General features: G+C 47.9%; 2 protein-coding genes. Both read left to right on the forward strand.

From position 1 onward, the window contains the following. The first annotated feature begins 36 nt into the window (after positions 1–36). Complete coding sequence (locus ABEW32_RS15270) at positions 37–13434, forward strand: SDR family NAD(P)-dependent oxidoreductase (protein ID WP_430188888.1); 13398 nt, start codon at positions 37–39, stop codon at positions 13432–13434. A gap of 31 nt (positions 13435–13465) precedes the next feature. Continuing rightward, positions 13466–22363, forward strand: coding sequence for an SDR family NAD(P)-dependent oxidoreductase (locus ABEW32_RS15275; RefSeq protein WP_430188891.1), 8898 nt, complete (start codon positions 13466–13468; stop codon positions 22361–22363). Positions 22364–22399: the final 36 nt, after the last annotated feature.

Genomic DNA, 22399 nt, shown 5'->3' on the forward strand with positions numbered 1-22399 from the left:
ATTCGTCCTATTTCATACGGCTAGGAGGGCATTTTTATGGATCCAAAAGATATTTTTCGTGCGGTACAAACAGGGGAAATAAATTCTGAAGATGCCGAAGAACGATTGCGCCAATTGATGAGCGGGCTTTCGGATGAATCTTTGGAAGAATCATCGGAAGTCCGAACACAGGAATTATCTTCAGAGGAATTGTCTCTTTCGCTACAGCCCTTAGACAGCTTTCACGGACCGGAGCAGGAGATCAACGGCGAAACGGAAGTGCAGTCTGTAGTTCAATTGCAGGAATTTGAGCAAGGCATTGTCCTGTTAACAATGAAGGACACAGTACACAAGAATACATTTTCCGATGAACTGATTATAGGCCTGAATCAGGCGTTCGAGACGGTGCAGGCTAATGAGAATTATAAAGTTGTGATTCTGACGGGATATGACACCTACTTTGCCACAGGGGGTACGCAGGAGGGATTGCTGGCAATTCATGAGGGAAAGGCGAAATATAGCGATACCAATGTCTACAAGATTGCACTGGATTGCAAGCTGCCAGTCATTGCTGCGATGCAAGGTCATGGTATCGGCGCAGGCTGGTGCATGGGAATGTTTTGCGATTTTATCGTAATGAGTAGAGAAAGCATCTACACCACTAATTTTATGAAATACGGCTTTACGCCTGGCGCGGGCTCAACCCTCATTTTTCCTGAAAAGTTCGGAGTTAGCATGGCGCAGGAAATTTTATTCACAGGTACTAGATATAGCGGTTCAGAACTGGAGTCCAAAGGGACTCCTTTTCCTGTTCTGCCGAGAAATGAAGTGGTGCCATATGCAATGCAGCTGGCAAAAAAGCTGTCCGAGTCGCCAAGAGAGTCATTGATTGAGCTGAAAAACCATATGGCTCAGCCAATAAGAGAAAAGCTGGCGGCTACGATTGAGAAAGAAATAAAAATGCAGGACAAAACGTTTGTGAACCAGCAGGAGGTTAAAGAGCGGATTCAAACAGCCTACGGACAGGTGCCGAATAGCGGTGATACCCACAAACCACTCAAGCAGGCTGATGTGAAAAAATCTGTACCCCGTATGCCGCATAGTCAGGAGAAGGATTCGATCGCAATTATTGGCATGGCGGGACAGTTCCCCAAATCCAAAACATTGACTGAGTTCTGGGATAATTTGGCCCAGGGCAGAGATTGTATATCGGAAATCCCTCCAACACGCTGGTCCATTGAAGAATATTACGATACTGATCCCAAGGCTGAGGGGAAAACCTACAGCAAATGGATGGGGATGCTTGATGATATAGATCGATTTGATCCGTTGTTCTTTAATATATCTCCTGCGGAAGCAGAGATGATGGACCCTCAGCAACGTCTATTTCTGGAAAGTAGCTGGAAATGCATTGAAGATGCCGGATTAAATCCAGCTTCATTGTCAGGGAGCCGTTGCGGTGTTTTTGTAGGCTGTGCAGCCAGTGATTATGGCAGGTCCATGAGCGGACAGGGGCTGAATGCACAGGTTCTTATGGGAGGGGCGCCTTCAATTTTATCGGCCCGGATTTCGTATCTGCTGAATTTGAAGGGTCCTTCTCTGGCGATTGATACCGCATGCTCTTCCTCTCTGGTAGCTATTGCTGAAGCTTGCAACAGCCTTGTTTTAGAAACAAGCGATCTTGCTTTGGCGGGCGGAGTAATGATCATGGCAGGGCCAGGAATGCATGTTATGACCAGCAAAGCAGGAATGCTGTCCAAGGACGGAAGATGCTTTACTTTTGATGCCCGTGCAAACGGGTTTGTCCCCGGAGAAGGGGTTGGCGTAATTTTATTAAAACGGCTTTCTGATGCAATCAGGGACAAGGACTCCATCTATGGTGTTATCCGAGGATGGGGAATGAACCAGGATGGGAAAACCAACGGCATCACCGCTCCAAGTGTAAATTCACAGATTTCGCTCGAAAGTGAGGTTTACCAGCGATTTAATATTCATCCTGAAACCATCTCTATGGTAGAGGCCCATGGGACAGGCACCAAGCTGGGCGATCCTATCGAGGTGGAAGGGCTTACTGAATCGTTCCGGTCCTATACGAGCAAAAAGGGGTATTGCGCGCTGGGGTCGCTGAAAAGCAATATGGGACATATGCTGACTGCGGCCGGGGTGGCTGGCGTAATGAAAGTGCTCCTCGCCATGAAACATCAACAATTGCCGCCGACCATCAATTTTGAATCCTTAAATGAACATATTTCATTGGAGGAGAGCCCGTTTTACATTAACACGGGGCTACAAAAATGGGAGTCAAAGCCTGGAACACCTCGACGTGCAAGCGTAAGTGCTTTCGGGTTTAGCGGCACCAACGCACACATGGTTATTGAAGAATATGTGCCTGCAACCTCTGAGGCGAATCTGGCCCCAGTGGATCAAGACAACCCGGTGCTATTTGTACTGTCTGCCAAAAGCGAGCAAGCCCTGAAATCCTATGCTGCCGACATGATGGAATTTGTTAAGTTGCACGAAAGCACTAATTTGTCGGACCTGACTTATACCCTGCAAGTGGGCAGAGAGGCAATGAACTGGCGCCTTGCGTTTTTGACAGATTCAAGAGAAAATCTGATCAATGATCTGGAGCATTTTGTAAGTGGAAATTCGTCGGACAAGCTGTTAACTGGACAAGTGGACGATGCTAGAGACGGAATTGAACTTTTTGATTCTGACGAAGATACTGGGACCCTCGTTCGGACCTGGCTTCAGAATCAAAGACTTGATAAAGTAGCCAAACTATGGACCAATGGTGCAACTATTGAATGGGATGCACTTTATGGAACAATCAAGCCCCAGCGAATCAGTCTGCCGACCTATCCCTTTGAGAGAGGACGCTATTGGTTGTCAGAGACAGACATGGGACAGGGACATGTCAACCCGGCTATGACCGCCCAAATTCACCCTTTGCTGCATCAAAATACTTCCGATCTCTCCGGGCAGCGCTACGCTTCCACCTTTACAGGCCGAGAGTTTTTCCTATCGGATCACCGAATCATGGGCCAACCGACATTACCCGGAGTGGCTTACCTTGAAATGGTGCGAGCAGCTGTAGAAGAAGCAGCGGGGGACGTTATAGAGGGTGAGACCTATATTCGACTGAAAAATGTAGTATGGGCTCAGCCCGTCGTTGTAGCGAACAAACCGGTCAGGGTACACACCAGCCTATATCCTCAGGAAGATGGAGCAATTGCGTTTGAAGTTTACAGCGGGATGGAGGAAAAAGTCGAAGGTGTAATACACAGCCAGGGGATTGCTGTTTTGGAGAAAACAGGTGAGTCGCAGTATCTGGACCTGAATGTTTTACAGGCAGAATGTATTCACAGTTCACTTTCTTCAAGCCAATGCTATGAAGCTTACAGAGCTATGGGAATAGACTATGGCCCGGGACACCGGGGGATTGAAACCGTCTTCCAGGGTAAGGATTATGTGTTGGCAAAGCTGTCCCTTCCACCCATTGTATCTCATACCCGAAGCGAATTTGTATTGCATCCGGCTGTAATGGATTCAGCCTTGCAGGCCACAATCGGCTTAGTACTGGATCGGGAAGAGCATGTACCTGAGGGCAGACTCTCGGTACCCTTTGCTCTACAGGATCTCAAAATATTCGAAAAATGCCCTTCTGTGATGTGGGCCCGGATTTCCAGAGATGCAAGTGAGGAGACACTGAATGGGTTGAGCATGGTACATATCGATCTCTGCGACGAGACCGGAAAGATTTGTGTGCAGCTCAAAGGGCTCTCATCCAGAGAGCTGGAAGAAGGAGCAGGGCAAGCAGACTTCGTTGAGAATGTGTGCACACTCATGCTGGAGCCGGTCTGGGAGGAGAAGACAGTCCCCGCAGGAGGGGACGCGTTCGACGACATACGGCATATTGTAATCCTGTGCGAATTTGAAGGTATCGCCGAGAAGGACCTTGAAGCTCATATGGACGGTACTCGCTGCATTGTTTTACAGTCCTCAAGTACTCACTTGGATGCGCGGTATGAAGATTACACTATTCAGATATTTGAAAAATTGCAAAGCATAATGTTGGAAGTTCACAAACAAAAAACTTTGCTGCAAATTGCAGTCCCTGTCCGGAGTGATCAACAGGTGTATTCCGGGCTCTTTGCCATGCTGCAAACCGCCCAAAAAGAAAATCCGAATGTCATAGGTCAATTGCTAGAGCTTGATGGAAAGGCTACCCCTGAGGGAATTACTGCAAAACTGCAAGAGAACCGAAGCGGCCAGTACGGCGACCGGATACGATATCATGACGATAAACGACAGGCTTTAAAGTGGCAAGAAATTGAAACCTTGCGTGAAGATGCAGTCCGGCCATGGAAAGATGGGGGAACCTATCTCATCACTGGCGGTTTAGGCGGTCTGGGATTGATATTTGCCAGAGACATTGTGTGCAATGTAAAAAACTCCAACGTCGTACTGGCAGGACGATCACCTCTGTCAGCGGATAAGCAGACTTTGTTAGGCGAATTGGAAGCACTGGCTGGCCATATTGAGTACAGACAGGTGGACATAGGCCAAGAGGAAGCGGTCACCGGGTTAATTCATGACATCGTCGAGCAATTTGGCGGTCTTAACGGTATTTTGCATACAGCAGGAGTGATAAGGGACAACTTCATTATCAAAAAGTCTATAGAAGAAGTTCGAGAAGTGCTGACTCCCAAAGTTTCAGGATTAATCCATCTGGACCAGGCCAGCAGCTCTCTGCCTCTGGATTTCTTTATTCTGTTTTCTTCCGGCGCCGGAAGTCTTGGCAATGTAGGGCAGGTTGACTACTCTGCTGCGAATGGGTTTATGGATGCCTATGCTTCTTACCGAAATGCTTTGGTAAAAGACAAGCAGCGCCAGGGACACACGTTGTCGATCAACTGGCCCCTATGGAAGGACGGGGGCATGCATGTCGACGGGGAAACAGAAAGGGCGATGCAAGGTCTGGGCATGGTCGCCATGCAAACGGAGAATGGAATAAAAGCTTTGTGTCAAAGCTTGTCTTCCGGCAAAAGCCAGGTCATGGTTATCGAAGGTTATCCTCAAACAATTAAAGCGGTCATTCTGGGACAGCCTTCGGAAACCAAGACTTTAGACCGTTCCGAAATGGAAGACGGGAGAGCTCCGGTTATCGGTGAAGAATGGCTGAGGGAAAAAGCTGAAGACTATTTGAAAACAATGCTATCGGCTGTAATCAAGCTGCCGGTTGAAAGTATAAATATAAACGCACCTATGGACAGGTATGGGATTGATTCCATATTGGTCATGCAGCTCACAAATGAATTGGAGAAAACGTTTGGTTCGCTGCCGAAGACATTATTTTTTGAATATCATAACCTTCGCTCATTAACTGGGTATTTTCTTGAATCGCATCGTGGTCGGCTGGTAGATGTTTTAAAAGTGCAGGAGAAGAATGCAGATCCTCATCAAGAGAGAAACGCGCCTGCAGAAGCAGCAATAGAGCCGTTGGCCTCGATAGCTGCGGGTCGCAGACGTACATGGCCTCTCTCGGCAGGTACGCAGCCCCTTCCGGAAAAGAAGGGCTTAGACATTGCCATTATCGGAGTATCGGGAAGGTATCCAGGGGCAGCAGGTATCGACGAGTTCTGGAAAAACCTAAAAGATGGGAAGGACTGTATCACAGAGATTCCCCAAGAGCGCTGGGACCACAGTTTGTACTTTAATGAAACCAGAGGAAAGCCCGGAAAAACCTACAGCAAGTGGGGAGGGTTCATAGATGGAGTGGACTGGTTTGACCCGTTGTTTTTCAACATCTCGCCAAGAGAAGCGGAAACGATGGACCCTCAGGAGCGCCTATTCCTGGAATGTGTGTATGAAACCATAGAAGATGCCGGCTATACGCGCGAAACTCTTTGTGCAGACCAGGAACTTGGCGGCATGGAAGGCAATGTTGGCGTTTATGTCGGAGTGATGTATCACGAATACCAGCTTTATGGAGCTCAGGAACAAGCCAAAGGGAATATGCTTGGGCTTCTCGGGAATGCCTCAGCGGTTGCTAACCGTGTATCGTATTTTTGCAATTTTCAAGGACCAAGTATCGCTGTGGATACGATGTGTTCTTCGTCACTGACAGCAATCCATATGGCCTGCCGCGGACTGCAGCATGGAGAATGTGAGCTGGCGGTGGCAGGGGGAGTCAATGTTTCTGTTCATCCTAACAAATATCTATTACTTGGACAGGGAAGCTTTGCATCAAGCAATGGGCGGTGTGAAAGCTTCGGGCAGGGTGACGGATACGTGCCAGGCGAAGGAGTCGGGGCCCTGCTGCTCAAGCCGCTGGCCAAAGCTATAGCAGACGGAGACCAGATATATGGCGTCATAAAAGGTACTGCGGTCAATCATGGAGGAAAAACCAACGGATATACCGTACCCAATCCCAACGCACAGGCTAGCGTGATTGGTCAGGCTATTCAGGATGCGGGAATCAATCCTAGAGCCATGAGCTATATAGAAGCGCATGGGACAGGCACTCCTTTGGGTGATCCAATTGAAATTGCGGGCTTACAAAAGGTGTTCCGGGAATACACCAGAGACAAGCAGTTCTGTTCAATTGGGTCTGCCAAGTCTAATATCGGACATTGTGAGAGCGCAGCCGGTATTGCCGCAGTGACAAAGGTGCTGTTGCAGTTGAAACATCAACAATTGGTGCCTTCACTGCATTCAAGCAAGCTAAATCCCAACATCGATTTTAGTGATAGTCCTTTTAAAGTGCAGCAGACATTAGAGGAATGGAAAAGACCTGTCGTATCCATGGATGGTGAAATCAAGGAATATCCAAGGCTGGCAGGAGTCTCGGCCTTCGGGGCAGGCGGATCTAACGCGCATGTGGTAATTGAAGAATACATTCCAGCAGAGACTGCTCAGCTGCAAGTTGCTCCTGCGTCTCTTAATCCTGCCATGATTGTACTATCAGGCAAGAACAAGGAACGGCTGAACGAGCAGGCGCAAAGATTGCTATCAGCCATCAGAGAGCTGAATGACCCGCGTATTGGTCTCGCAGATATTGCCTACACGCTGCAGATCGGACGAGAAGCAATGGAAGAACGGCTCGCGATCATCGCCGCATCCATCCAAGAGCTTGATTGGAAATTGGAAAGCTTCCTGCTGGAAAAGGAAGGCATAGAAGAACTGTATAGAGGACAGGTAAAGCGTAATAAAGGAGGATTGGTCACTCAGGAAATCGATGAGGATATGGCCAAAATGGTGGGTGCATGGGTGAGCAAGGGGAAATATGGCAAGCTCGCCGAGATCTGGGTTACGGGACTGCTGTTGGACTGGAATAGGCTTTATGGGGAAGTGAAGCCGCACAGAATTAGTTTGCCAACCTATCCTTTCGCCAGAGAAAGCTATTGGGTGCCCGTAAACCAGGTAAAGAACGAGGGTATAACAGCCACCCTAGGCCAGTCTGCATTTTTGTCGCCTTTACTGCACCACAACACTTCTAACTTCTTGAAGCAGCGGTTCAGCTCAACGTTTACAGGAGAGGAGTTTTTTCTCAGGGACCATACGGTAAAAGGACAACGGGTTCTCCCAGGTGTCGCTTATCTTGAGATGGTGCGGACAGCTGTAGAACGCTCTATAGGAGATGAGAACAACTGCGCAACAGGAATCCGGTTGAAAAATGTAAACTGGATTCGGCCCATTGTGGTGGCAGATCGGCCATTCTCAGTACACACTGGACTATTCCTGGAAGACGCCGGAAAAATCAGCTTTGAAGTATACAGTAAGCTAGAAGGAACCGATAGCGGACATATCGTGCACAGCCAGGGCAATGCGGTGCAGTTTTGCGTGGAACAAAAGCCAGTGCATAACCTAGAGGCATTGCAGGCAGAATTTGATACACGTGGATTTGAGGGGGCGCGCTGTTACGAAATCTTCCAAAAAATCGGGATGGATTACGGTTCAGCTTTCAGGTGTGTGAAGAAAGTATATACACGTCCGGGAAGGGTGCTGGCCAAGCTGGCATTGCCCTCCTTGCTCTCTGATTCGGCCGACCGCTTTGTCATTCATCCCAGCTTAATGGATGCGGCCTTGCATGCATCAATCGGACTAAGTATGGGGCAAGATGGAGGGCTGCCAGGCAGCACAGTACCAAATACGCCTTTTATGCCATTCGCTCTTCAAGAGATCGAAATCTATGGAGGTTGCACCCCGAACATGTGGTCGTTGATTCAATATAGCGAGGGCAGTAAGAAAGAGGACAAGGTACAGAAGCTCAATATCGAATTGTGTGATGAGGAAGGGAACGTTTGTGTCAGAATAACGGGACTATCCACCCGGGCACTGGATGGAGATATTCGCTCTGAGCATGAACAAGGCATAGTTGCAGGAGATCATGCTGACGACCCGCTTGTAGGAGCCGTTATGCTTATCCCCAAATGGGACCCCGTTGCGGTTAAGAAAGAACCAGCTTTCCCATCGTCAATAGCTCGAATGGTTATTGCAGGGGGGACGGACAAAGATAGACAGGCCATCCGGGACTATTATCCGAAGGCACATTTTTTGGAGCTACAGGCGCAGGATTCCATTGAAACGGTTGCTTCTAAGGTCGAAGAATATGGAGCCGTTGATCATATTTTGTGGATTGCACCTACTATTTCTATCGAATCGGTCACTGCTGAATCCTTGATAGAGGAACAGGAGCCGGGAGTCATGCTTTTCTTTAGAATGGTCAAGGCGCTCCTCCTACTAGGATATGGAACGAAAAAGCTAGGCTGGACCACTATAACCACCCAGGCTCAAACGATTGATCAGGACGATACAGTCCACCCGGCCCACGCAAGTTTGCATGGGTTGGTAGGCACGATGGCTAAGGAATATCCGAATTGGAAGATTCGTATCATAGACCTGCCATCTGACTATGAATGGCCGTTATCTGATGTATTTGCGATACCTCCAGATCGTCAGGGACGGATGTGGGTTTTCAGAGGCGGACAGTGGTACCGACAGCAGCTGATTCCGTTCAAGCAGACTCCAGGCGCAAAAGGACAGACACTGTACAAAACCGGAGGCGTCTATGTGGTTATCGGTGGTGCAGGCAACATCGGAGTAGCCTGGAGCAAGTATATGGCCTCGACTTATCAGGCCCAGATGGTGTGGATAGGCAGAAGGCCAAAGGATGCATCCATCCAGGCTAAATTAGACGAATTTAAAGGCCTCGGACCTGTCCCATGCTATATAACGGCAAATGCAGCAGATGAAAGGTCGCTGCAGGGGGCATATGAGGAGATAAAGCAGCGGTACTCCAAGATCAACGGCGTAGTTCACTCTGCTATTGCCTTTTTGGAGAAGGGGTTAGAGGATTTGACGGAGGAAGGACTTCGGTCTGGGCTTTCAGCAAAGGTCAATGTCAGTGTGCGTATGGCTCAGGTTTTTCAAAATGAACCACTGGATTTCGTGTTGTTTTTCTCTTCTATTATTGCCTATGTAAAAAATCCGGGACAAAGCAGCTATGCTGCGGGATGTACCTTTAAGGATGCGTTTGCGCAGCGGCTTTCACAGGAATGGCATTGCCCGGTGAAAGTCATGAACTGGGGATACTGGGGGAACGACGCAAACAATACCTCCCAAGACAGGCAGCAAGAAGTCGAAAATTACTCGAAACTAGCGCAGATCGGCGTCGGACTTATCGAGCCTCACGAGGGGATGGAGGCACTTGAGACGTTGCTTGCCTCACCGCTGGGTCAAATGGGACTGATGAAAACAACAAAACATTTGGAGTTGGAAGGGACTAATCCGGCAGAAGCCATCAATCTATACCCGCACAACACGGATCCCGATCTTCGGGATATACAAGAAAATATTGCTGCAGTGATCAAATCAAAAGCCCAGTTTGCCGAGGAATATGCGGCAGAGGATGCTGGCAGCCTGCAGGAAAGGGAATTGGAGCATCTTCTAGGCAAGCTGTTGCAGGAGCAGCTTTGGTCCATGGGGCTGTCAGGGACAGATCGTCAGTCTGTTGACGAGTTCAAACATAAGCATGGACTGTCAGAGTTATACGGCAAATGGCTAGGTGAGAGTGTACAGATTTTGGCACGGCTGAATGATGCTCTTACAGATGGAAATGCTTCCAGCCCGGCTTACCGAGAGGATGTCTGGCAGGAATGGGAAGAGCACAAGCATACATGGCAAAAATATCCGCAGATGCGGGCAAGGGTACATTTGGCTGAAACAACGCTGCGCGCGTTGCCGGAAATTATTACCGGGAAATGTCCTGCTACGGAAATCATGTTTCCCAATTCCTCGATGGAATTAGTGGAAGGGATTTATAAGAACAGCTTGGTAGCCGACTATTTTAATGAAGTCCTTTCCGATACAGTCGGAGCCTATGTTAAGCAGGGAATTATGAGCAACTCCGCTGCAAAAATCAGAATTCTCGAAATTGGAGCGGGCACCGGGGGAACCAGTAGCACCGTATTCCTCAAATTACGGCCATACCGCAAACACATTCAGGAATATTGTTATACCGATATTTCGAAGGCCTTTTTGATGCATGCGGAAAAAGAGTATGGACCGGACAATCCATATCTCAGTTATCGGATATTTAATGTGGAAGAACCTATTGCTGGACAAGGTATTGAAGCAGGTAAATATGATATTGTCATTGCTGCCAATGTACTTCATACGGCCAAAGATATTCGCCAGGCATTGCGCAATGCAAAAGCGGTTATGAAAAGCAACGGCCTGCTTCTGTTAAATGAACTTATGGGCAGCAGCGTGTTTACCCATCTTACCTTCGGCTTGCTGGATGGCTGGTGGGCTTATGAGGATTCGGAATTACGTATTCCAGGCTGCCCTGGATTATATCCCAATATATGGAAAAAAGTGCTGGCGAAAGAAGGCTTTCATACAACATTCTTCCCGGCACAGGAGGCGCATGATTGGGGCCAGCAGATCGTTGCAGCCCAAAGCGACGGCTTGATTCGGCAAAAGCGACAACCTAAACAGAAATTCATATCGGTAGAGAATAAAACCGATGAAGCGGAATCAGTGAAACAACTAGCTCAACCCAACAAAGACGCGGTACAGACAGAATCGGAAAATGTGCTACGCAACAAAAGTACGGCCTACTTTAAAAATTTACTTGGCGAGACACTAAAAATGGAACCGGGCAGCATAGACTCTACGGTTGCTCTGGAAGAGTACGGGATCGACTCGATATTGGTTGTGCAAATCACCAATGTTTTGCGTGAAGTGATCGAGGATTTTGCCAGTACCCTGTTCTTTGAGTACAACACCATAGATGATCTGGTAGCGTACCTGCTTCAAACGCAAAAGGATTCGTTGAAGAAGCTGGTAGGTATGAAGGAGACAGAGATCAGCGAAGAAACTTCCAGAGTGGAAGAAGTCCCTGCTCCACAGGTCATCAATGTTGCCCCGATGAGATTTGCACAGGAAGGACGCTTCCTTAAGTCGTCTATCAGCAAAGGGGAAGAGCCGAAGAAGCATTTCTCTAATATTAGAGATATTGCAATAGTGGGCTTGTCAGGGCGCTATCCGGGAGCTCGTAATGTAGAGGAATATTGGAATAATTTGAAAGAAGGTAAAAACTGTATCACTGAAATTCCGAAAGATCGTTGGGATTGGAAGACCTACTTTGACGAGGAAAAAGGAAAACGAGGCACCATTTATACGAAATCAGGCGGCTTTATCGATGGAATCGATTTATTCGATCCGCTATTCTTTAAGATTTCTCCTGCAGAAGCCGAAACCATGGACCCGCAGGAACGGCTCTTTTTGGAAGCCGCATACGCAAGTATAGAGGATGCCGGATATACTCCTGCCAATCTTTGTGAGAGTCGCAAAGTTGGTGTATTTGCAGGCGTGATGAACGGAAATTACGGCTTGGGACCTCAATACAATTCGATTTCAAACCGAATATCCTATCATTTGGATTTCCAAGGTCCAAGCATGACCATCGATACCGCTTGTTCCTCCTCATTGACGGCGATCCATTTAGCTTTGGAAAGTCTGTATAGCGGTATTAGCGAGTGCGCTATTGCCGGAGGAGTCAACTTAATCGTAGACCCGATTCACTATATCAAGCTGTCAGCGATGACGATGCTTTCGAAAACTGGCGAATGCAAGTCTTTCGGAGACCAGGCGGATGGATTCGTTGATGGAGAGGGCGTCGGCGCTATCGTGTTAAAGCCGCTGGAGAAGGCTATAGCAGACGGTGACCATATTTATGGTGTCATCAAAGGAAGCATGCTCAATGCTTCAGGCAAAACCAGCGGATATACGGTCCCTAGCCCTCAGGCTCAATCTCAGCTGATTGAGGAAGCGCTCCGACGTTCGAACGTTGATGCAAGAACGATCAGTTATATTGAAGCCCATGGAACCGGCACCGCTTTGGGAGATCCAATTGAAATTGCCGGATTGACCAGGGCTTTTGAGAAATTCACACAAGACAAGCAGTTCTGTGCAGTAGGGTCGGTCAAATCCAATATTGGTCACACCGAGAGCGCAGCAGGCATTGCAGGAGTAACTAAAATATTGCTGCAGCTTAAGCACCGACAGTTAGTACCGTCCTTACATTCTAGGAAGCTGAATCCTGAAATTCATTTTAGCCATACTCCTTTTGTCGTTCAGCAGAGTCTGGAAGAATGGAAGAGACCGGTAATTACAACCGATGGAATCACTGCAGAGTATCCGAGACGGGCTGGAATATCATCTTTCGGTGCAGGGGGGGCCAATGCTCATATTGTGATTGAAGAGTACATTCCCGAGGTTCAGGAGCCATCAGGAATGGAACCTGCTTCTCAGGGACCTGCGATGATCGTGCTCTCAGCCAAAAATGAGGAGCAGCTTAAGGAAAAAGGACGACAGCTGCTCGAGGCTCTTCAAGGTCAGCTATCCTCCGCCAGCATATTGGATATTGCCTATACGCTCCAGGTGGGACGGGAACCAATGGAGGAGCGTCTAGCCATGCTCGTGGATTCGATCACAGATCTTGAGGAGAAATTAAAGGAATTTGTGGACGGACGCCACAGCATGCTCAACCTATATAGAGGTCAAGTAAAACGCAACAAAGAAGCGTTGTCCATTTTTACGGGGGATGAAGACCTGCAACAACTGATTGAACACTGGATTTCCAAAAGGAAATATACAAAGCTTCTGGAGCTGTGGGCCAAAGGGCTAAATTTGGATTGGGAAGAACTTTATACGGGGAAGGTACCTCACCGTATCAGCCTGCCAACCTACCCATTTGCAAAAGAGCATTATTGGATTTCGGATAGCAAGGATCAATTAAAAGCCCACGCATTACTGTCGCAAAATGAAAGCAATGTAGATTTTGATGATCAATTGTGCGGCAGATTCTTGGACGAAATGATGAACGACGCCATGTCTGTTGATGAGGCCGCCAACGAAATCTTCAATATATTCATACGTAAATGAGAAGTTTCTACATGCTGGGAGGCAATCGAAGATGAAGGACTTTTTTCAAATTATTCTGGGCGAGGTAAAAAGCGGACGGATGCAGAAAGAGGAGGCTATCTTCAAAATACGCCAACTTCAAGCTCAAATGGCCCCAGATGGAACTTTGCACAGCAAAGCAGGGAACATAGAAGGGGCTCAGGCGGATACAGGAGTCCTTATGCTTGAGCCTTCATGGAAAGAGCAAGCTGCGCTCCAAAAAGCGGCTCTTCCTGAATTTAGCCAGCATTTGGTAGTGCTTTGCGAACTGGATCATATCTCGGAGCGAAGCGTTGAAGCGCTCATAAAAGGAACCCGATGCATCAAGCTCCATGCCGGTCAAACCGGCATGGATGAACGCTTTCAGGTATATGCTCTCCAACTGCTGGCGGAAGTGCAAATGATTCTCAAAGAGAACTTGAGGGGCAGCGTGCTGGTACAGATTGCTGCTTCCTCACAAAGCGAACAGCAGCTCTTTGCTGGACTTCTCGGACTGCTGCAGACAGCCGAAAAAGAAAACCCAAAAATCGTAGGGCAATTCGTGGGATTGGAAGCTACAGGTTTGGAAGAGATCGTTGAGCAATTAAAAGAGAACAGCCGATATCCCAAGGAAAAAAGAATACGGTATGAGAACGGTAAACGTCTGGTTCTCAGCTGGAATGAAATAAAAGCCCCTGAAACTCCGGGAAGAGTACCCTGGAAGGATCAAGGGATTTATTTGATTACGGGCGGCGCAGGAGGTTTAGGTCTTGTTTTTGCGAAAGATATTGCCCGGCGAGTCAGAGAAGCTACCTTAGTCCTTGTTGGGCGTTCAGTGCTTGACGAAGGCAAGCAGGCCATATTGGAGGAATTGAAGGCGCTGGGAGCCCGCATAGAGTATAAACGAGCGGATATTTCCCGAAAGGAAGAGGTCTCGCAACTGGTCTCAAAGATCCGAGAGGAGCATGGGAGGCTTGATGGTGTCCTCCATAGTGCAGGTGTGATACAGGATCGTTTTATGATTCATAAGACGCAGGAAGAGTTCGAGGAAGTGATGGCGCCCAAAGTAGCCGGGGTGGTCAACCTGGATCAGGCGACGAAGGAGCTAGATCTTGATTTTTTCATTTTCTTCTCTTCCATCGCAGGGATTATGGGCAATCCTGGTCAGGCCGACTATGCCGCAGCGAATGCGTTTATGGATGCCTATGCCTTTTATCGAAACAGCCTGGTCTCTTCCAAGGAGCGCAAAGGGCAGACGTTGTCTGTCAATTGGCCGCTCTGGAAAGATGGAGGAATGCATGCGGATGCTGAAACGGAGAGGGTGTGGCAAAGTATTGGCATGGTGGCCATGCAAACTTCAAACGGCGTCAAGGCTTTATATGATAGTCTAGTCTCTGGCCAGAAGCAGGTGCTGGTGATAGAAGGGGATTTGCCCAGATTGCGGAAGCATTTATTGGAGCCTCAGCCCCAGGAGAAAGTGTACGTTGAAGAGACAGCTTCTTCACCGATAAATCCTGAGCTGCTATTGGAAAAAACCTTGCACCAGCTTAAAGTGCTGTTCGGAGAAGTGACCAAGCTGAGCCTTGAAAAGATTGACGTCAGTGAGCCTTTGGAGAGCTATGGCATAGACTCTATCATGATTACAAGGCTCAACCAAAAGCTTCAGGGAGTTTTTGGTGAAATCTCGATGACCCTGTTTTTTGAATATCAGACATTGGAAGCGGTAGCGGGATATTTTATTGCTGACTACTATGAGGAATGTGTACGGTGGACAGGGCTTGGAAGACGGCTGGAGCCGGAAAAAAACTTCGTCCCCGTATCCTTGCATACTGATCGCGAATTGTCATTACCGACTCTGCCAAAGGAAGAAAACCATCGTATGAGTAGCGCAGCTATAGACACAGGCAGTGCGAAACACGAGCAAATAGCCATTATTGGTATGAGCGGACGATTTCCACAAGCGAAAAATATGGAAGAATACTGGAGCAATTTGCAAGAGGGTAAAGATTGCATTACAGAAATTCCAGCGGATCGCTGGAAGAAGGAAGGATTCTACTCTCCTAACATAAAGGAAGCTATCGAGAAGGGCAAAAGCTATAGCCAATCTGGGGGATTTGTAGAGGATTTTGCAGATTTTGATCCTCTTTTCTTCAATATATCTCCCCGGGAAGCGATGAGTATGGACCCTCAGGAGCGGATATTTCTGGAGGAATGCTGGAAGACCTTTGAGGATGCTGGGTATAGCAGAGATCAGCTTGCGGAGCAATATAATGGGCGAATTGGTGTCTTTGCAGGCATTACTGCAACAGGCTTCAATTTATACGGGCCTAAGCTGTGGGAGCAAGGCAAACCGGTCTTTCCTCGCACATCCTTCAGTTCGGTAGCAAATCGAATATCGTATCTCTTGAACTTGAAGGGACCAAGCTTTTCGGTCGATACCATGTGCTCTTCGTCATTAACTGCAATTCATGAGGCCTGTGAGCATATCCGTAACGGAGAATGTGAGATTGCCATTGCAGGTGGAGTTAACTTATATCTTCATCCTTCCAACTATGTTTTTCTAAGCACAATGCGAATGCTATCGCCAGAAGGGCGATGCAAGAGCTTTGGCGAAGGAGGGAATGGATTTGTCCCAGGCGAAGGTGCGGGCGTAGTGCTGCTCAAACCTTTATCTCGGGCCATTGCCGACAAGGACCATATTTATGCAGTTATTCGCGCAACTAGTATCAATCACGGCGGAAAAACAAACGGGTATACCGTTCCTAATCCGGTAGCGCAGGGAGAATTGATCCGAGAAACCTTGGAAAAAGCAGGTGTCAATGCTCGAACAGTCAGTTATATTGAAGCCCACGGAACAGGGACCGAGCTCGGTGATCCTATTGAAATCACCGGCCTTACCCAGGCTTTCAAGAAAGATACACAGGATACAGGATTCTGCGCGATTGGCTCGGTAAAATCAAACATAGGCCATTTGGAAGCAGCCGCAGGGATCGCGGGTGTCGCTAAAATTATTCTGCAAATGAAAAACCAGAAAATAGCTCCAAGCCTGCATGCCAAACAATTGAACCCCAATATCAACTTTGCCAAAACGCCATTTGCAGTTCAGCAAGGGCTTTCTGAATGGAAACGACCGATCCTAGAAGAAGACGGCGAGCAACGGGAGTACCCTAGAATTGCAGGGATATCTTCCTTCGGGGCCGGAGGGTCTAATGCCCATATCATCCTAGAAGAATACATTCCAGTGGAACAGACTGCCTCTACTCCGCAAAGGCCAGTTGTCATCGTATTGTCGGCCAAAAGTGATGAAGCATTGAAAGAGCAGGCTGTTCAGTTGACTGCTGCAATTGAAACCAATGGCTTCTCAGATAACGACCTGGTGAATGTGGCTTACACCTTGCAGGTAGGGCGTGAGGCGATGGAAGAGCGCCTTGCCGTGGTCGTTCAGTCAGTGGAGGAATTTGGGAACAAGCTGCGGGAATTTACTGGAGGAAGACGGAATGTTGCACAGTTTTATCGGGGACAGGCCAAGCGGGACCAGGAGAGCTTGGATGTAGTTCAGCTGGAAGAAGCGCTGGTTGAATCCAATGATGCCTGGAATCTAGCGGAGAAATACGGCAGGCTGGCGGAATTGTGGGTCAAGGGTGTGCGCGTTGACTGGAACAGACTTTACAATGGTATCCAGCCTTTCCGCATTAGCTTGCCTACCTATCCCTTTGCCAGGGAACGCTACTGGATATCAGTAGATGAAGAAAAGCCTGCTGGCATCGCTTCGGCATATGTGCACCCCTTGTTGCACCATAACACCTCTGTTCTTTCTGAGCAACGGTTCAGCTCAACCTTTAACGGTCAGGAGTTTTATCTGAATAACTCCGTCGTTGACGGAAGACTTGTCCTGTCGGACGGGGCATGTCTTGAAATGGCAAGGGCAGCGGTGGAACAGTCATTAACAGCACAGGAGATCGGTCAGGCAAGTATCATACTAAAAGACATGGTATGGACATATAATCCCGTTATAGGAGATCGGCCGGAAATACATATAGGACTCTTTCCGGGAGATCAAGGTGGAATTGGCTTCAAAATTTACAGCACGCGAGCCGAAGCAGGGGCCCCTGTCTTACACTGTGAGGGAAAGGCCAAACTGGAGGCTCTAAATAGTGCTGAAACATTAAATATTCAGGCTTTGCAGATGGAGTGCGTTAATCACGTTTCACCTGGAGGAGACGATGAAGCACTGCGGACGATTGGAGCCAACTACGGTTCGGAATTCCGATCCGCTGAGCAAGTCCATAGAGGTCAGGGGATCGTGCTGGCCAAGCTATCACTGCCTTCCGGTATTGCGAATACTGGAGGCCTATTTGTTGTGCATCCCTTCATGACAAATGCTGCCCTGCAGATGCCGCTATACTTGCTTTCAAATGATGAAAATATCATGCGGTTCACCGGTATCGATTCTTCCGAAAAAATACTGCCTACTGCTATAGATAGACTTGAAATATATCGGAAATGTCAAAACGAAATGTGGGCGTTAGTCCGGTATGGAAAAGGAAACCAGTGTGATCATAGGACGCACAAATATGATATTGATTTGTGCGACGAGGCAGGGAGAATCTGTGTGCGCATGAAAGGGGTCTCCTACAAGGAAGCTGAGGCTTGTGAGCAACCGCTTGGTGCCATGATGCTGCAGCCATTCTGGAAAGAACAGGCGGTTGGGGGGGAAACTACAGCCACCGACTACGAACGGCATGTGGTATTGCTTTGTGAGACAAATACCATAGCTGCGTCACATGTTGAGGCTTCCTTGACAGGTGTGGAATGTATCACCCTGCAAGCCCACTCGAAGGAGGCCGACCGACGTTTTGAGACATATGCGGTTCAGGTTTTTGAGAAAATACAAGGCATCCTAATGGACAAGCCTAAAGGCAAACTACTGGTACAAATTGTAACGAAGTCTAAAAATGAAAAGTTACTTTACTCCGGGTTGTGTGGTCTGCTCAAAACGGCCCATAAGGAAAATCCAAAGTTCTACGGGCAACTGATTGAAATAGGGGAAACGGAAAAAAATGAAGAGCTCATTGAAATAGTAAGGTCGAGCAGTCGGCGTCCAGAGGACAGCCGCATCCGGTTTGTAGAAGGTAAACGCTGGATTCCCGCCTGGAACAAGATTGAAATGCCAGCGACACCAGAAATTCCATGGAAAGATCATGGAGTTTATTTGATTACTGGAGGTGCCAAGGGCCTCGGACTTATTTTTGCCAAAGAAATTGCGCGTCAGACCAGGGAAGCAACCTTGATTCTGACGGGGCGCTCCCTGCTGGACGAGGACAAGCTGGCCCAATTGGAAGAATTGAAGACTTTGGGCGCCAGGGTGGAATATAGACAGGTGGATGTCACGCAGAAGGCAGCGGTGGTCGGTCTGATTGAAGACCTCCAAATGGTATACGGCGGAATTAACGGCATTTTGCACAGTGCTGGAATCATTAAAGATAACTATATTATCAAAAAGACGAGTACAGAATTCAGGGAAGTTCTGGCACCAAAGGTGGCCGGACTAGCCAATTTGGATCAGGCCAGTAAGGACATGCCCCTAGATTTCTTTATTCTATTCTCATCGGCTGCGGGAGTGGGCGGAAATGCGGGTCAGTCTGACTATGCTACCGCGAATGCGTTCATGGATGCCTATGCATGGTATCGTAATACCTTGGTATCCTCCTGGGAGCGTATGGGCAAAACGCTGTCGATCAATTGGCCGTTATGGAAAGATGGCGGAATGCGACCTGACCAAGAGACAGAAAAGGCCTTGCAAAATGTCGGTATGTATGCAATGAGGACAGAGACCGGTATTAGTGCATTGTATCAAGGCATAGCCAGCATATCGAATCAAGCGATGGTGGTAGAAGGAGACATTGGGCTGATCAGTAGAATGATGATTATGGAAGGGCAGCTTGAAGAAAGTGAAGAAGCAGCTCGGGGTCAGGCACTCGAATTAGGAGACAACATCGTTCCTTTCTTAGCGAACAAGACAGTGTCCGTCCAAGAGGAACATCTGCTGCGTGAAAAGACGGCCAATTACTTGAAGACATTGCTTTCTTCGTCGATCGAACTGCCTGCATATCGAATCGAAGATGATACGCCGTTGGAGAATTATGGCGTAGATTCTATAAAATCCATGGAACTCACTGACCAGTTGGAGAAAACGTTTGATCAGGTATCAAAGACGATATTTTTTGAATATCCGAATATTCGGAGCTTAACGGATTACTTTCTGGAAAATCACCGAGACGAATTGAGCACCTTGTTTGGCATGGAGCAGGTAGCGACTGTAAGTGCAAAAGCTGCTGACACAGTATCGGTAGGCAATGAGACAGAAGCTCTGTCTAGAGAAGAGCGGCTGCGTGGACAGGTGACAGCTTATCTAAAGGGCTTACTTGCTTCATCTACTGGACTGCCAGAACAGCGTATTGAGGAGGACAAAAACCTAGAAAATTATGGAGTTGACTCCATAAAGTCTATGGAATTAACCGATCAGCTGGAACAAACGTTTGGATCGCTATCCAGAACCTTACTGTTTGAATATCCGAATGTCCAGAGTTTAACGGATTACTTTCTGGAAAATCACCGAGACGAATTGAGCACCTTGTTTGGCATGGAGCAGGTAGCGACTGTAAGTGCAAAAGCTGCTGACACAGTATCGGTAGGCAATGAGACAGAGGCTCTGTCTAGGGAAGAGCGGCTGCGTGGTCAGGTGACAGGTTATCTAAAAGGCCTGCTTGCTTCATCTACTGGACTGCCAGAACAGCGTATTGAGGAGGACAAAAACCTAGAAAATTATGGAGTTGACTCCATAAAGTCTATGGAACTAACCGATCAGCTGGAACAAACGTTTGGATCGCTATCCAGAACCTTACTGTTTGAATATCCGAATATCCAGAGTTTAGCGGATTACTTCCTGGAAAATCACGGAGATGAATTAATGGCTTTGTTTAGTGCTGAACAGGAGCTAGTCGCGGCAGCCAGCACAAATTCCATTGGCATCGTAGAACATGCACAAGCGCCCTCTCCGGTATTTCGGCAGTCATCCATTTCGCCAGTACGAGTTGAGCCCAAAGAGGCGGCAAAAGAAATAGGAACGATGGACATTGCTGTCATTGGGATGTCGGGAAAATATCCTGGGGCGGAAAATATTCATGAATTCTGGAGAAACCTCCAAGAGGGCAAGGACTGTATTACCGAAGTTCCCAAAGATCGCTGGGACCACGATCTATATTTTGATAAAGAAAGAAATAAACCGGGAAAAACCTACTGCAAGTGGGGGGGCTTCCTAAACCAAATAAATCTATTGGATTCTTCTTTCTTTCACCTCACCCCTTATGAGGTGAGTTTGATGGACCCTATGGAACAGCTTTTCCTGGAAATAATATGGAATCTGCTGGAAAGTGCGGGATATACGCGAGAGATGCTACAGAAAAAACATCAGTCCAAGGTTGGGGTCTACGTTGGTGCTACGTATCATAAATACTGCAACTGCGATACAAATACGGATGCCCCTCGAGTCACATCCTTTGGTTCTGTTGCTGTCGCCAACCCTATGTCGCATTATTTCAATTTCCAAGGTCCAAGCATATCCATTGATACGATGAGCTCTTCCTCGGCTGTGGCTGTCCATATGGCATGTGAAAGCCTGATCAGAGGGGAATGTCAAATTGCAGTAGCTGGCGGTGGAAATCTGCTGACAAGTCCCAAGAAATATATTGAATCCAGTCAAAACCAATTGATCGGAAGCCATGAAGATAGTCGAAGCTTTGCAGATGGAGACGGGTATCTTCCCGCTGAAGGTGTTGGGGCAGTTCTCTTAAAGCCGCTTCATAAGGCTGAAGAGGATGGAGACTGCATCTTAGCAGTCATCAAATCTACGGCCACAAATCATGGAGGACACAGCAATGGGTACACGGTCCCGAATCCCAATGCACAGGCACAACTTGTTGAAGAGAACTTTTTGAAATCCGGCATTCATCCCCGGACAGTCAGCTATGTAGAGGCAGCGGCCAATGGATCTACATTGGGAGACCCTATTGAGCTAGTCGCCTTAAAAAAATCATTCCAGAAATTTACCGATGAGCCACATTTTTGTGCCATGGGTTCGGTTAAATCCAATATAGGGCATGCAGAAGCGGCCTCGGGAATATCGCAGCTTACCAAGACCATATTGCAGTTGTGGCATCGAAAGCTGGTTCCGATTATTAAAGCAGAAAAGCTGAATCCAAGTCTTAATTTCAGCAATACTCCATTTTATTTGCAGCGGGAGCTTCAGGAGTGGAAGCGGCCTGTAATAGAGCTGGACGGGGAAGAGCAGGAATTTCCACTGCGGGCAACCGTAAGCTCCTTCGGTGCTGGGGGATCTAATGTTCATTTTATTCTGGAAGAATACATCCCTTCGCCAAAAGAAGCTGTTCAGTTCCAAGGAGCAGATAATCAGACAGAAGTGGTAGTCCTCTCAGACATAAACTGGGAGCGACTGAAGGCGCTTGCGAGTCAATTGCTTGAATATGTCGAGCAGCAGCACGAGTTTTCCTTACATGATATTGCTTTCACTCTCCAGACAGGCCGTGAAGTGATGAAGTGCCGGACGGCAATCGTAGCGAGCTCGCGGGAGGAATTGCAAACTGGTCTTAGAGAGCTTATCGAGTCAGTCGGCAAGGGCAACGAGCCGGAGAGAGCAACTGTTCCAGTATTTATCGGAGAAAGCGGAGAAGATTCAAATACAAGTGCACTTCTGTCAGGAAAAGTAGGCGAGAAAGTTTCTCAAATACTTTTAGAGGAGAGAAATCTGGAAAATATTGCGATGTATTGGACCCAGGGAGGCAGGATTACGTGGGAGGCGCTCCATGAGGGACACGCTGTTCGCAGAATCCCCTTACCGACCTCTCCTTTCTGAGCACACATTGGGGAACTAAACACTGTCTAACGAAAA

Source organism: Paenibacillus jamilae (assembly GCF_050482105.1).
In the GTDB taxonomy this organism is placed as follows: Bacteria; Bacillota; Bacilli; order Paenibacillales; family Paenibacillaceae; genus Paenibacillus; species Paenibacillus jamilae_B.